The following is a 13,895-nucleotide window of genomic DNA, read 5'->3' as shown; positions in this document are numbered from 1 at the left end:
CCCTATCGGGCCGTTTGTCCGATTGCCGGTCGCTAGCGTGCTGCCGCACCCCACCCCCCTTGGCAGGCGAAGGCAGGCACGGCATGAGTACGCACCGGCGCAGAATCAGCGGCAGGAACAAGGTCATAGGCGGTCTGGTCGCCGCGGCCGTGGTCGGTGGCGGGGCGGTCGTGTTCAGCGGCATCGCGCAGGCGGCCGGGGTCGACGCCGCGTACACGAAGACCAGCGACTGGTCGACCGGGTACACCGCGCAGTACGTCGTCACGAACAACAGCGGTGCCAGGGAGCAGGGCTGGACCCTGGAGTTCGACCTGCCGGCCGGTGCCAAGCTCAGCTCGCTGTGGAACGCCGAGTACACCGTGAGCGGCCGGCACGTCACCGTGAAGCCGCCGAAGTGGGACACGGACGGCCTCGCGGCAGGCGAGTCGGACACCGTCGGCTTCGTGGTCAACGGCGGCGGGGACCCGACCGGCTGCCGAATCGACAACGCGAGCTGTTCGGCGGACGGCACGGCGACCCCGGAGCCGAGCGGCCGCCCGACGCGGTCCGCGACCCCGACCCCGACGGCCACGGCCTCCACTCCCGCCACCGCCACTCCCACCGCTTCCCCGAGCCGGAGCGCCGGATCCGGCACCAGTGCCTCCGCCGGCTTCGCCCCGTACGTCGACACCTCCCTCTACCCGGCGTTCGACCTCCTCGCCGCCGCGAACGCGACCGGCGTGAAGAACTACAACCTCGCCTTCGTCACCGACGGCGGCGGCTGCATCCCCAAGTGGGGCGGGGTGACGGACCTGGCGAGCGACGGTGTGGCGTCCCAGATCGGCGCCCTGCGCGCCAAGGGCGGTGACGTCCGGGTCTCCTTCGGCGGCGCCTCCGGCAGCGAGCTCGCCACCACCTGCTCCTCGGCGGACGCCCTGGCGACGGCGTACGGCAAGGTCGTGGACGCGTACGACCTGACCAAGGTCGACTTCGACGTGGAAGGCGGCGCGCTGCCCGACACCACGGCGAACACCAACCGCGCCAAGGCCATCGCCGAGCTCCAGGCGAGCCACCCCGGCCTGGACGTCTCCTTCACCCTCCCGGTGATGCCGGAGGGCCTCACCCAGGACGGCGTGAACCTGCTCTCCGACGCCAAGGCGGGCGGTGTGCGGATCAGCACCGTCAACATCATGGCGATGGACTACGGCGCCTCGTACAACGGCGACATGGGCACCTACGCGACCCAGGCCGCCACCGCCACCCAGGCCCAGATCAAGAGCGTCCTCGGCCTCTCCGACTCCGCCGCCTGGAAGTCGGTCGCCGTCACCCCGATGATCGGCGTGAACGACGTCTCCTCGGAGGTCTTCAAGGTGGACGACGCCACCCAGCTCGTCGACTTCGCCAAGGCCAAGGGCCTCGGCGGGCTCTCGATGTGGTCGGCCACCCGCGACCAGCAGTGCGCCGGCGGCGCCAAGTCCACCGCCGACGCCACCTGCAGCTCGATCGTCCAGGACAAGAACGCCTTCTCGAAGGCCTTCGCCGCGATCGGCTGACCCGCCCCTCGGCCGGACCTCTCCACCGGGACAGGCCGACCGGCGGCTGAGCGGTCCAGCGGTCCCTGTGCGACGGGCGCGGCGCCCCCCCTGCGGGTGCCGCGCCCCGCGTCCTCCGGTCAGACCGGCGGCAGCGTGCCCGTGCGGGCCGCCTCCGCGTACCAGCGGGCACTCGACTTCGGGGTCCGGGTGAGCGTCGCGTAGTCGACGTACACCGCGCCGAACCGCTTCCCGTACCCGTACGCCCACTCGAAGTTGTCCATCAGGGACCACAGGTAGTAGCCGCGCACGTCCGCCCCGTCGGTGATCGCCCGGCGCACCGCCGAGAGGTGGCCGTGCAGGTACGCGATGCGCTCGGGGTCGTGGACGTTGCCGTCCGGGTCGGGCTTGTCGTCGTAGGCCGCGCCGTTCTCGGTGATGTAGAGGGGCAGGCCCGGCGCCTCCCGGGTGTAGCGCATGATCAGCTCGTGCAGGCCCGTCGGGTCGATCGTCCAGCCCATCTCCGTGCGCTCGCCCGGCGTCTGGTGGAAGGTGACGTCGTCGGCGGCCGGCCACGGGGAGTGGTCGCTGGAGCCGTGGCCGTCCGCGCGCGGCCCGGCGGTCGTCTCGGCCGTCGCCGACACCAGCGCGGGCGTGTAGTAGTTCAGGCCGAGGGCGTCCAGCGGCTGGTGGACGGCGGCGAGGTCGCCGTCCTGGACGTACGACCAGTCCGTGACCGAGGCCGTCGCCTCGAACAGTGAGGGCGGATAGGAGCCGTGCAGGATCGGGCCGTGGAAGACCCCGTTGGCCAGGTCGTCGATCCTGCGGACCGCCGCCAGGTCCGCCGGGTCCTGCGACAGCGGCCGTACCACCGCCGAGTTGAGGCTGATCGCGACCTGGTTGCGGGCCGGCATCACCGCTCGGAGCGCCGAAGTGCCGAGGCCGTGCGCGAGGTTGAGGTGGTGCGCGGCGCGCAGGGTGGCCGCCGGATCGGTACGGCCGGGCGCGTGCACCCCGGAGCCGTAACCCAGGAAGGCGCTGCACCACGGCTCGTTGAGCGTGGTCCACTGCTCCACCCGGTCGCCGAGCGCCTCGCCGACGATCTGCGCGTACTCGGCGAACCGGTACGCGGTGTCCCGCTCCGGCCAGCCGCCCGAGTCCTCCAGCTCCTGCGGCAGGTCCCAGTGGTAGAGGGTGACCGCGGGCTTGATGCCCTTCGCCAGCAGCTCGTCGACCAGCCGGCGGTAGAAGTCCAGGCCCACCTGGACCGCCGGGCCGCGGCCGGTCGGCTGGACGCGCGGCCAGGAGACGGAGAACCGGTAGGCGCTCAGCGAGAGGTCCGCCATCAGCGCCACGTCGTCGCGGTAGCGGTGGTAGTGGTCGACGGCGATGTCACCGGTGTCGCCGCCGGCGGTCTTGCCCGGCGTATGGCTGAAGGTGTCCCAGATCGAGGGGGTGCGGCCGTCCTCCCGCACCGCCCCCTCGATCTGGTACGCGGAGGTCGCGGCGCCCCAGAGGAAGGCGGGGGGAAAACTCGCGGTCAGCGGATCGGACATGGAAGCGCTCCCATGGTGTCGGCTGGCGCCATTATGCATGGGAGCGCTCCCATGGCAAAGAGGGGCCGCCGGCTCCCGCGGCCGCGCCGGGGCGCGCCGGGCGTCCGGCTCCCCGAAGGCCCTCCGGAAAGCCCATCGTTCACCTCTCGGCGTCCGTTCCGGGTGTGTCGCGACCGGACCCCGGAAACCCCGAGCGTGCGGCGGTGTGCGGCGCCGCCCCAGGAGCGCCAAGGGTTGTCGCGCCTGTGACCTGCATGATTCCTGGATGAGGCGGGCTGATGTCGCGCCGGTGAAACACCCCGGCGCGACACGTTCCCGTGACGTCCGGAACACGCTTAGGCAACAACGCCGTTTTCAAGTCTTGACAGTCGGCCCGACAGGAACCAGTCTTCCGGCATGCCGCGTGGGAGCGGTCCCACGGGAAGCCGGGGAATCTCTCCCGTGCGGACCGAACCACCCCATGGCCTATCCCTCTGTCGTCACCGAACCTCGTTGACCAGCACCTTTTCACCGCACGTAGAGTGCTGTGGGCTGGCCGCTGCTTGTACCGAGAGGGCAGGTCCGGATCGCCGGTCCCCGGCGGTCTGATTCCTGAGATCCCGTTCCCCACTGGAACAAGGAGTAGTGGAATGCGCATCACCCGTACCGGTCGTCGCGGCCACAGAGCGGCGGCCCTGACCACAACGGTCCTGACCGCCTCGGCACTGCTGCTGACCGGCTGCAGCAGCGACAGCGACTCGGACGCCTCGGACTCCAACGGGAACATCACTCTCACGGTGGCGGACTTCGGGCAGTTCGGCTACAAGGAAGCCGACCTGTTCGCGAAGTACCACAAGCTGCACCCGAAGATCACGGTGAAGGAAGAGACCACCGCCAACGAGCAGGACTACTACCCCAAGCTCCTTCAGCAGCTGAACACGGGCAGTGGCCTGGCGGACGTCACCGGCATCGAGGTCGGCCGTATCAAGGAGGTCGCCAGCACCCAGGCGGCCAAGTTCGTCGACCTGAGCAAGACGATCAACGTGAGCGACTGGGTCTCCTGGAAGGAGAAGCAGGCCACCGCCTCGGACGGCACGGTCATCGGCGCCGGCACCGACATCGGCCCGATGTCCCTGTGCTACCGCACGGACCTCTTCAAGCAGGCGGGTCTGCCCACCGACCGCGACGCCGTCGCGAAGGCCGTCGCCGGCGGCTGGGAGGACTACCTCAAGCTCGGCGAGCAGTACAAGAAGAAGGCGCCGTCCGGCACCTACTTCATGGACTCCGCGAGCGCCATGTACAACGCGGTCGTCAGCTCCTCCGCGAAGCAGTACTACGACGCCGACGGCAAGCCGATCTACAAGGACAGCCCCTCCGTGCAGCAGGGCTGGAACCTGGCCGCCGAGGCCGCGTCGAAGAAGCTGAGCCACGGTCTGGCGCAGTTCACCGACGCCTGGACGGCGGCGCTGCGCAAGGGCAGCGTGGCGACCGTGGCCTGCCCCGCCTGGATGGCCGGGCAGATCTCCACCAACTCCGGTGACGCCTTCAAGGGCAAGTGGGACATAGCCAAGGCCCCCGGCTCGACCGCGGCCAACTGGGGTGGCTCCTTCCTGGCCGTGCCCAAGAGCGGCAAGCACGCCAAGGAGGCCGCTGAGCTCGTCAAGTGGCTGACCGCTCCGGAGCAGCAGGCCGAGGTGTTCAAGGCGATCGGCGTCTTCCCGTCCAACAAGGGCGCCTACGACCTGGACAGCGTGAAGAACGCGACGCTCCCGTACTTCAACAACGCGCCGATCGGCCAGATCTACGCCGCCGAGGCCCAGTCCATCCCCGAGGCGGTGCTCGGCCCGAAGGACGCGACGATCAAGGACACCATCTCCACGCAGATCAACAACATGGAGCAGCGGGGCACCAAGCCCGCCGACGCGTGGAAGGCCGCGACCGAGGCGATCGACAAGGTGATCGGCTGATGACCCGCGCGGTGCGGGTGGCTCCGCCGGCCGCCCGCACCGCGCGCCACGGTGCGTGGGCCGCCCGCGTTCCGCACCGGGACCGCTCGGTACCGGTCGGCTCCGGACGGCCGCCGCGCGGCGGCCGGCACCGGTACCTGCCGTACAGCGGCCGGTAGACCGGCGTACGAGGTTCCGGTGCCCGGCGCGTGGGTAGGACGCGCCGGGCACCGGCCACGCCGTGTCTCCCGGCCCGGGAGGTCGCGGACACCGGCGGGCCACGGACACGGACACGGAGAAGCGTTTCCTCACCGAGTCCGGGCCCGTAGTACCAGTCCGACGCCGAGTCCGACGTCGGATCCGCAGTAAGAGTCCGGCACCGGGCCCGCAGTACGGGCCCGACTCCGAGCCTCAGCCCGGGCTCGGGCCCGCAGTCCGGGCTCGGGCCCCGCGGCCCGATTCCGGGCCACCAGTCCCGAGTCCGGGCCCCAGCCCGGAACCCGGGCCCGCAGTCCGCCGGCCGGCCGCCCGGTTCCGTTCCGGCGGGAGACCCCGACATCCCCGCCCCGTATCCGGCCGAACCCCCAGGAAGGAAATCCCCCGTGGCAACGACGACACCCACACGGGGTGCCCCCACCCCGCCCGCCGGCGGCTCCGGTGCCGCACCGAACGGACGCGGCACCTGGCGCAGCCGGCTGTGGCGCTTCGACGACCTCGCGTCCCCGTACGCGTACATCGCTCCGTTCTTCCTCATCTTCGGTGCCTTCGGGCTCTACCCGCTCCTCTACACGGGCTGGATCGCCCTGCACCGGGTGGAGATGACGAGCCTCAGCCAGTCGCAGTGGGTCGGCTTCGACAACTTCACCAAGATCCTCCAGGACTCGGAGTTCTGGACGGCCGTCACGAACACCTTCCTGATCGGCGTCATCTCGACCGTCCCGCAGCTGCTCGTGGCGCTGGGCCTCGCCCACCTGCTCAACTACAAGCTGCGCGCCAGCACCTTCTGGCGGACGATCATCCTCACCCCGTACGCCACCTCGGTGGCGACCGCGGCCCTGGTCTTCGCCCTGGTCTTCCGGGCCGACGGCGGCATCCTCAACTGGGTGCTGCACTTCTTCGGGGCCGGCAACACCGACTGGGGCAACGGGGAGTGGACGTCCAAGATCGCTATCTCGGTCATCATCATCTGGCGCTGGACCGGCTACAACGCGCTGATCTACCTGGCGGCGATGCAGGCCGTGCCCACGGACCTGTACGAAGCGGCCTCCATCGACGGAGCGACGCGCTGGCAGCAGTTCCGCAAGGTGACCATCCCCTCGCTGCGCCCGACGATCCTGTTCACCATCGTCATCTCGACGATCGGTTCCATGCAGCTGTTCGGTGAGCCGCTGCTGCTCCAGGGCGGCACGCTCGGCTCCACCGGCGGCAACGAGCACCAGTACGAAACCCTCAGCATCTACCTCTACAACTACGGCTGGAAGCTGGGGCATCTCGGTCCGGCCGCGGCGGTGGCCTGGGCCATGCTCGCCCTGCTGCTGCTCATCGCCCTGATCAACTGGATCGTCGGCCGGCTCGTGCACAAGAGCGCGGCCTGACGGGAGCGATATCGATGACCACGACCAGCCCCACCAACACCGCACCGGGCCTCGACCCGGTGCCGCCGACCGCCTCCCCGGCCAGGAACCGCGTCCGTCTCAAGCTCGGCGCCGGGCAGCAGCTCAAGGGCGGCCCCCTCACCTACCTCGCCCTGGTCGCCGTCGGCCTGGGCTCGATCTTCCCGCTGTACTGGACGCTGGTGGCCGCCTCGCACGACCAGCAGCGCGTCCTCGACAGCCCGCCGCCGCTGCTGCCGGGCGGCAGGCTCTGGAGCAACCTCCAGGCCGCTTGGGAACAGGCCCACCTCGGCAAGGCCATCGTCAACAGCATCATCGTGTCGGGCTGCATCACCGCGGCCACCCTGTTCTTCTGCACGCTGGCCGGCTACGCCTTCGCCAAGATGCGCTTCCGCGGCCGGGGCGCCCTGATGACCGCGGTCATCGCCACCCTGACGATCCCGCCGCAGCTCAGCGTGGTCCCGCTCTTCATGATGATGTCGGACATCGGCTGGGGCGGAAAACTGGAGTCGGTGATCTTCCCGACCCTGGTCGGCGCCTTCGGTGTCTTCTTCATGCGCCAGTACCTGCTGGAGGCCCTGCCCTACGAACTCATCGAGGCGGCCAAGGTGGACGGGGCGAGCAACATCCGCATCGTGTGGAACGTCGTCCTGCCCGCGGCCCGGCCCGCGATGATGGTGCTCGGCATGCTCACCTTCGTCCAGGCGTGGAACGACTTCTTCTGGCCCTTCCTCGCCCTGAGCCAGGACAACCCCACCCTCCAGGTCGCCCTCGGGCAGCTCAGCGCCTCCTACACCCCCGACCAGAGCATCGTCATGGCCGGCGCGCTGATCAGCACCCTGCCGCTGCTGCTCGTCTTCGTGGTCTTCGGCAAGCAGATCGTCGGAGGCATCATGGCGGGCGCCGTCAAGGGCTGACGCCGGGCGGGCCGCCCCACCCGTCTCCGGCGGCCCGCCTCCCCGCGTTCCGGCGGTCCGCGCGACCCGCCGTCCGGTACGGGTCCGCCCGGGCGCGGGCCCGTACCCGGCCGGGCGCCCGCGTGCGACCCGGCCGCCCTCCCCGCAGCAGGACCGTGTCCGACCCCCTTCCCCCTCCTCCCCTCTCCCCCCTTTTTTCTCCTTCCCTCCTCCACGCCACTCCGGGAGCGTTCTCACGATGACCGCCGTACGAACCGAGACCACTGCCCAGTCGGCCTCACACACCTCCTTCCCGCCCGGCTTCGTCTGGGGGGCGGCCACCGCCGCGTACCAGGTGGAGGGCGCCGCCGCCGAGGACGGTCGTACGCCGTCCATCTGGGACACCTTCAGCCACACCCCCGGGAAGGTCCGCAACGGCGACACCGGTGACATCGCCGCCGACCACTACCACCGGTACAAGGACGACGTGGCGCTGATGAAGGACCTCGGCCTCAAGGCCTACCGGTTCTCCGTCTCCTGGTCCCGGGTGCAGCCCACCGGCCGGGGGCCCGCCGTCGAGCGCGGCCTGGACTTCTACCGGCGGCTCACCGACGAACTCCTCGAAGCGGGCATCACCCCGGTCGCCACCCTCTACCACTGGGATCTGCCCCAGGAGCTGGAGGACGCTGGCGGCTGGCCGCAGCGGGACACCGCGCACCGCTTCGCCGACTACGCAGAGATCATGGCCCGCGCCCTGGGGGACCGCGTCGGGGTGTGGACCACCCTCAACGAGCCCTGGTGCAGCGCCTTCCTGGGCTACGGCTCCGGCGTGCACGCCCCGGGGCGCACCGACCCGGCGGCCACCCTGCGCGCGGCGCACCACCTGAACCTGGCCCACGGGCTGGCGATCGGGGCGCTGCGGGAGAACCTGCCGTCGACCGCGCAGACCTCCATCACCCTCAACCTGCACCAGGTGCGCCCGCTCACCGACAGCGCCGCGGACGCCGAGGCCGCCCGCCGTATCGACGCGGTCGGCAACCGGGTCTTCACCGGCCCGATCCTGGACGGCGCCTACCCCGAGGACCTGCTCGCCGACACCGGGCACCTGGTGGACTGGACGGAGCTGGTGCACGACGGCGACCTGGCCGAGATCTCCCGCCCCATCGACCTGCTCGGCGTCAACTACTACTCGCCGACCGTGGTCTCCGCGGCCGTCGAGGGCGGCGCCAGCACCCGCGACGACGGCCACGGCGCCAGTGCCCACTCGCCGTGGACGGGCGCCGACGACGTCGCCTTCCACCTGGCCAACGACCAGCTCACCGCGATGAACTGGGCCATCGACGCGAGCGGACTGCACACCCTGCTGACCGGCCTGGCGGCCTCGCACCCGGCGCAGCCGCTGATGGTCACCGAGAACGGCGCCGCCTTCGACGACTACGTCTCGCCCGAGGGCCGGGTGAACGACCCGCAGCGGATCGCCTACCTCCACTCCCACCTGGACGCCGTCCGGCAGGCCGTCGCCGACGGAGCGGACGTCCGCGGCTACTTCCTGTGGTCGCTGCTGGACAACTTCGAGTGGTCCTACGGCTACTCCAAGCGCTTCGGCGCCGTCTACGTCGACTACGGCACCCAGCGCCGCATCCCCAAGGCGAGCGCACACTGGTACGCGGAGGTGATCCGCCAGAACGCGCTGCCGAGCACCGGCGAGCAGGGCTGACCCGGTACGGCCCTGGGGGGCGACGGGGCCCGGAGCGTCCGGGGCACGGCTGTTAGATTTCCTGGCCTGAGGGCTGCGAACGGAAGGCGGCGACTATGGCGGTCAAGGGTGAGCGGGGCCGGGGCACTCGGCGGCCTACCCTGGAGGAGGTCGCCGCCCGGGCCGGCGTGGGCCGCGGCACGGTGTCGCGGGTGATCAACGGCTCGCCGCGGGTCAGCGACGCGACCCGCGCGGCCGTGGAGGCGGCCGTCAACGAACTCGGCTACGTCCCCAACACCGCCGCCCGCGCGCTGGCCGCCAACCGCACGGACGCGATCGCGCTGGTCGTTCCCGAGCCGGAGACCCGGTTCTTCGCGGAGCCGTACTTCTCCGACATGCTCAGCGGCGTCGGTGCCGAACTCTCCGACACCGAGATGCAGTTGCTGCTGATCTTCGCGGGCGGCGACCGCGAGCGGCGCAGGCTCGCCCAGTACCTGGCCGCGCACCGGGTGGACGGGGTGCTGCTGGTGTCCGTGCACGCCGACGACCCGCTGCCCGACCTGCTCGCCCAGCTGGAGATCCCGGCCGTGATCAGCGGCCCGCGTTCGGCGGAGGAGACGCTGACCTCGGTGGACTCCGACAACTACGGCGGAGCCCGGTCGGCCGTGGAGCACCTGCTGGCCCGCGGCCGCCGCACGATCGCCCACATCACCGGCCGGCTCGACGTGTACGGAGCCCAGCGCCGCGTCGACGGCTACCGCGACGCGCTGCGCGACGCCGGCCGTAAGCCGGACGAACTCCTCATCGAGCCGGGCGACTTCACCGAGGAGGGGGGCCGGCGGGCGATGGCCCGGCTGCTGGAGCGCGAGCCCGGCCTCGACGCCGTGTTCGCCGGCTCCGACGTGATGGCGGCGGGCGCCCGCCAGGTGCTGCGCGTGGCGGGCCGCCGCATCCCCGAGGACGTGGCGCTGGTCGGGTACGACGACTCGGCGATCGCCCGCCACATGGACCCGCCGCTCACCAGCGTCCGCCAGCCGATCGAGGAGATGGGCCGCGCGATGATCGACCTGCTGCTGGCCGAGATCGCCGACCGGCGTCCGGCCGCCGCCGGGGGGCTGGAGCGGCGGCACGCGGTACTGCCGACGGCGCTGGCGATCCGGGCGTCCTCCTAGGGCCTGCTGCGAAAGTGCCGTCTGCCGCGCGACGCCCGGCACGCCCTCTCGCCGCACCGCCCGAAAGCCCGAGTACACCCAGTACGAGGACTTCCGGACGGCACTCCCCCAGCCTTCGGCCGGGGGGACCCCCAGAGCACGCACCGGACGCCGCGCGGCCGCCCTTCGGGCGACGACGCCACTTTCGCAGCAGGCCCTAGCCCCTCCAGGCCGACGCGCGGTGGTGGCGCGGGCGGCGGTGAGGTTCTCGGTGCGCGGCCGGACGCGGTGCGCCGCCACTCTGCTCAGGCCCGGCACCGTGAGCACTGTGCTCAGGCCCGGCACCGTGAGCACTCTGCTCAGGCCGGCACCGTGAGCTTGAGGTCCAGCACAGGGATGTCGACGCGGCCGTCACGATCGGTGTACCAGCGCCAGTGCGCGTCCCGGGACTCCCCGTAGACGAGCCCGGTCCAGCCCGCGCCGCCGGGGCCGCACAGGGCCGCCAGTTCGGCGGCCTGCCGCCCGCTCGGCGTGCCCGCCACCACGACCAGTCCCTTGAGCGGCCGGCGCGAGGCGGCACCGCGCACCGTGCCCCGCATGGTCACCGAGGCGGCCGCGGCCCGAGGCGGAGCGGCCTGCGGCACCTGCCGCAGGCCCGGCGGCACGGTGAGCGGCGGAGCGTCGGCCGTTCCGCGCAGCACGGTCACCGAGGTGCCCGGACGAGTACGGGCGATCTCCGCCAGCAGGTTCTGCACGACGTCACGCGCCACCAGCTTCTCACCGGTCACGCTGAGGACCCCGTCCAGGCGGCTGAGGTCCACGAAGACGGGCCGGCCGTCGGTGTCCGTGCCGGGACGGACCAGGCAGGCCGTGGTGAGAACGGCCCCCGAGGCCAGGCCGTCGTCGGCGGCGGGCTGCCGATCCGGTGCGGACGCGGGGCGGCGCCAACGCGTGCTGTCGACGCTCGTCCACGGAGCCCCGGCCGTATCGGAGGCCGACAGCCACACCGTCGTCCCGGCGTCGTCGACGCTCAGCGCGTGTACCGGCCGCTCGGGCTCCCGGTGCGTGGCGGTGAACTCGCCGAGGGCGCCGTAGGCACGCCGTACGGAGTCGGCGTCCGCATCGAACCAGCGGCTGGTCGCCCGCCGCCGCGTCAGCAGGCGGCGCCGGCGTACGGGCTCGCCCAGCCGGCTCAGGCCCCGGCGCGCGGCGGCGACACCGGCACCGACCTTCCGGCGGCCCACGATGCCCGCGGTGACCAGGGCGAGCAGGATCGCGCCGAGCAGCGCGAGCGCGGCGGCCAGCGGGATGGTGAGCATGGTGGACTGCCCGCCGCCCGCGTCCGGCGGAGCCGACGATCCGGAGGCCGGGCCGCCGGCCGGGGGAGCAGAGGCACTGCTCTGGCCACCGGTGTCCCTGGCCAGTCGCACCCCGGCTCCCGAGGCGTCCGCCGGCAGCCGCAGTATCCAGCCCGGGTGCAGCGGGTCGCCGGGACCGCTGAGGGCACTTCCGTCCTTCTGCGTCAGACCGCGGTTGAGGTCGAAGATCTCGCCGGCCCGGGTCGCGTCTCCCAGTGCGGCCGCGGCGATCGACCCCAACGTGGCGAGCTGCCCGCCGGTCTGCGCCGGGTCCTGGACCACGAACACCTTGATCAGGTCGTCGCCGGGGGGCGCCGCCGCGGCGGAGCCGGCCGCGCCGGCCACTGCCAGGAGCACCGCCAGCAGAGCCGCCAGCACAGCGGTCAGGGCGTACCGCAGAGCCTGCGGGATGCGGGGTACCGGGACGGTCCTCCGCCGGTGGTCGGGCACCTGGCCCGCGCCGTTGCTCATCGTGTCCACCCATGTCGTCCGGTGTTGCGTTGCACCGACTACACGGGGCCGCCCGGCCGAAAAGTTCGAACCCGACGCGGAATTCGTTGAACGTTCCGCGACTCCGGCCCCGTGTACCTCGCGATCGCACGTCAGCGCAGCAGACCGACCGGACCGGGGGGAATCGCATGGCACGTCGGCACTCGAGCCCCGAGGACTTCGAGCTTCTCGGAATGGACTCGGACCCGGCACCGGGCGACCCCGACATCATCGTGCGGATCGCGCAGCGCTACCAGGGCATCGGCGACGACGCGGAGCGAGCGCTGAACATCGTCAAGCAGGACGGGGCGATCTCCGAGGGCACCGGTGACGCGATGGACGCGCTCCGGGCGAAGGTCGGCGACGACCTGCCGGACAAGCTGACCAAGACCAGGACGTCGTACCACGACGCGGCTCAGGCCTACAGCGAGTACGTTCCCCGGCTCGAGGAGGCGCAGGGCGTCTTCGACCAGGCCGTGGACCGGGCGCGAGCCGCCGCGCCGCAGGCGAACCAGACCGCGCGGCAGCTGGGCGCCGACGCGACCGACGAGGAGCGGGCGCAGGCGCGTTCGACCCAGGACTCCATCGACGCGGGCCAGGCCGAGATGGGTGCGGCCCGGAGTCTGGCGGAGCAGGCGAGGACGTTGCGGGAGAGCGCGCAGCGCCGGCTCGTCCAGGTGCTTGACCAGGCGGCCGAGGAGGCGATCCCGGAGCGGAACGTCTTCCAGAAGATCGCCGACTTCTTCAAGGAATTCCCGTTCGTGCAGGTCCTGGTGGCCGCCTTCGTGGCGATCATCGCGGTCTTCTTCCCCGTGGTCGGAGCCCTGCTCGGCGGCCTGTTGTTCGTCTTCAACCAAGTGGTCGCAAGTCAGACCGGCGGAATCAAGGCCGGTGACTTCGTCACCGGCCTGCTGGGCATCATCCCCGGCGGCGCACTCCTCAAGTTCGGCGGCCGGCTCGCGGAGGCCATCAGTCCCGCCCTCGCCGCCACGGTGAAGAACCTGCCCCTGATCAAGAAGGCCACGGGCAGCATCGGTGACATCGGCCAGTCGCTCACCAGCAGCAAGGTGGTCGGAGGCTTCCTCGGCAACCCCGTCGGCAAGTTCATCGGCGATGCCCTCGTCGACGCCGGCAAGAAATTCGCCGTCAACGCGGGCATCGAGGCGGCCGCCAAGGCTGCCAACCATGACCAGCTCACGGCGGCCGGCGTGCTCGGCGGAGCCGCGGCCGGTGCTGTCGCCGGGGCCGTCTTCAAGGGCGCGGTGGGCGCCATCGGCAGAGGCCGGGGAGTTCCGTCGGTGGAAGAGGGCCAGAGCGGCCGGTTCGGCAACACGACGGAACCGGCGCTGGGCGACTCCCGCGGCAAGCAGGCGGCCGACCAGCTGGGCAGCTTCTTCGAGGAGGGCGCAAGCGTCGGGACGAAGATCGGGGTCGGCGTCGCTCAGGGCGGCGATCCCAAGGAGGTCGCGGCCGGGGAGATCGCCAACGGCGCCTCCAAACTCGCGGTGGGCGCGCTCGGCAAGGCCGGCCTGGGCCGTGGCGTCGACGGCATCACCGACAAGATCCCCTTCAAGGGCAGCCCCCGCCCGGATACCGCGCCCGCGACACCTACGCCCGACATCACCCCGCCGCCGTCCCCGACAGCCCCACGCCCCGCGACGCCTCCTGCGCCGTCTCCGGTGGATTCGCGGCCGGGGAGT

General features: G+C 71.8%; 10 protein-coding genes. 8 read left to right on the top strand and 2 right to left on the bottom strand.

What is annotated here, in order from left to right; genetic code table 11:
• Window positions 1-83: 83 nt before the first annotated feature.
• Complete coding sequence (locus LQ326_RS37990; RefSeq protein WP_234543632.1) at window positions 84-1,532, top strand: glycoside hydrolase family 18 protein; 1,449 nt, start codon at window positions 84-86, stop codon at window positions 1,530-1,532.
• A 119-nt stretch (window positions 1,533-1,651) separates the two neighbouring features.
• On the opposite strand, the gene LQ326_RS37985 is transcribed toward LQ326_RS37990, so the two are convergent.
• Window positions 1,652-3,067 (bottom strand): GH1 family beta-glucosidase, encoded by a 1,416-nt coding sequence (locus LQ326_RS37985; protein ID WP_234543631.1) that lies wholly within the window; start codon window positions 3,065-3,067, stop codon window positions 1,652-1,654.
• Window positions 3,068-3,696: 629 nt separating this feature from the next.
• Here LQ326_RS37985 and LQ326_RS37980 point away from each other — a divergent pair.
• The 6 genes from LQ326_RS37980 (at window position 3,697) to LQ326_RS37955 (ending at window position 10,369) form a co-directional block, all read left to right on the top strand.
• Window positions 3,697-5,013 (top strand): ABC transporter substrate-binding protein, encoded by a 1,317-nt coding sequence (locus LQ326_RS37980; RefSeq protein ID WP_234543630.1) that lies wholly within the window; start codon window positions 3,697-3,699, stop codon window positions 5,011-5,013.
• On the top strand, window positions 5,013-5,171 hold the full coding sequence (locus LQ326_RS37975; protein WP_234543629.1) for a hypothetical protein: 159 nt from the start codon (window positions 5,013-5,015) through the stop codon (window positions 5,169-5,171). Before LQ326_RS37980 ends, LQ326_RS37975 begins: the two co-directional genes overlap by 1 nt.
• Before the next feature lie 423 nt (window positions 5,172-5,594).
• Window positions 5,595-6,587: a carbohydrate ABC transporter permease gene (locus LQ326_RS37970; protein ID WP_234543628.1), complete on the top strand. Its 993-nt coding sequence runs from the start codon at window positions 5,595-5,597 to the stop codon at window positions 6,585-6,587.
• Window positions 6,588-6,601: 14 nt separating this feature from the next.
• Window positions 6,602-7,522: a carbohydrate ABC transporter permease gene (locus tag LQ326_RS37965; protein ID WP_234543627.1), complete on the top strand. Its 921-nt coding sequence runs from the start codon at window positions 6,602-6,604 to the stop codon at window positions 7,520-7,522.
• A 238-nt stretch (window positions 7,523-7,760) separates the two neighbouring features.
• Window positions 7,761-9,218 carry a GH1 family beta-glucosidase gene (locus LQ326_RS37960; RefSeq protein ID WP_234543626.1) on the top strand — a complete coding sequence of 486 codons (1,458 nt, stop codon included), beginning with the start codon at window positions 7,761-7,763 and terminating at the stop codon, window positions 9,216-9,218.
• Window positions 9,219-9,313: 95 nt separating this feature from the next.
• Window positions 9,314-10,369 carry a LacI family DNA-binding transcriptional regulator gene (locus tag LQ326_RS37955; RefSeq protein WP_234543625.1) on the top strand — a complete coding sequence of 352 codons (1,056 nt, stop codon included), beginning with the start codon at window positions 9,314-9,316 and terminating at the stop codon, window positions 10,367-10,369.
• 338 nt (window positions 10,370-10,707) lie between these two features.
• On the opposite strand, the gene LQ326_RS37950 is transcribed toward LQ326_RS37955, so the two are convergent.
• Window positions 10,708-12,177: a hypothetical protein gene (locus tag LQ326_RS37950; protein WP_234543624.1), complete on the bottom strand. Its 1,470-nt coding sequence runs from the start codon at window positions 12,175-12,177 to the stop codon at window positions 10,708-10,710.
• 167 nt (window positions 12,178-12,344) lie between these two features.
• Here LQ326_RS37950 and LQ326_RS37945 point away from each other — a divergent pair.
• Window positions 12,345-13,895, top strand: a 1,551-nt coding sequence (locus tag LQ326_RS37945) for a putative T7SS-secreted protein (protein WP_234543623.1), incomplete at its 3' end; no start/stop codon positions are given.

Origin of the sequence: Streptomyces shenzhenensis (assembly GCF_021462265.1) — a bacterium.
Lineage (GTDB): Bacteria > Actinomycetota > Actinomycetes > Streptomycetales > Streptomycetaceae > Streptomyces > Streptomyces shenzhenensis.
This window is presented reverse-complemented; position numbering and strand designations above follow the sequence as displayed.

Coding starts and splice junctions, on each gene's coding strand:
- LQ326_RS37980 (WP_234543630.1), top strand. CDS start 3,697: ATGCGCATCACCCGTACCGGTCGTCGCGGCCACAGAGCGGCGGCCCTG.
- LQ326_RS37955 (WP_234543625.1), top strand. CDS start 9,314: ATGGCGGTCAAGGGTGAGCGGGGCCGGGGCACTCGGCGGCCTACCCTG.
- LQ326_RS37960 (WP_234543626.1), top strand. CDS start 7,761: ATGACCGCCGTACGAACCGAGACCACTGCCCAGTCGGCCTCACACACC.
- LQ326_RS37990 (WP_234543632.1), top strand. CDS start 84: ATGAGTACGCACCGGCGCAGAATCAGCGGCAGGAACAAGGTCATAGGC.
- LQ326_RS37975 (WP_234543629.1), top strand. CDS start 5,013: ATGACCCGCGCGGTGCGGGTGGCTCCGCCGGCCGCCCGCACCGCGCGC.
- LQ326_RS37950 (WP_234543624.1), bottom strand. CDS start 12,177: ATGAGCAACGGCGCGGGCCAGGTGCCCGACCACCGGCGGAGGACCGTC.
- LQ326_RS37985 (WP_234543631.1), bottom strand. CDS start 3,067: ATGTCCGATCCGCTGACCGCGAGTTTTCCCCCCGCCTTCCTCTGGGGC.
- LQ326_RS37965 (WP_234543627.1), top strand. CDS start 6,602: ATGACCACGACCAGCCCCACCAACACCGCACCGGGCCTCGACCCGGTG.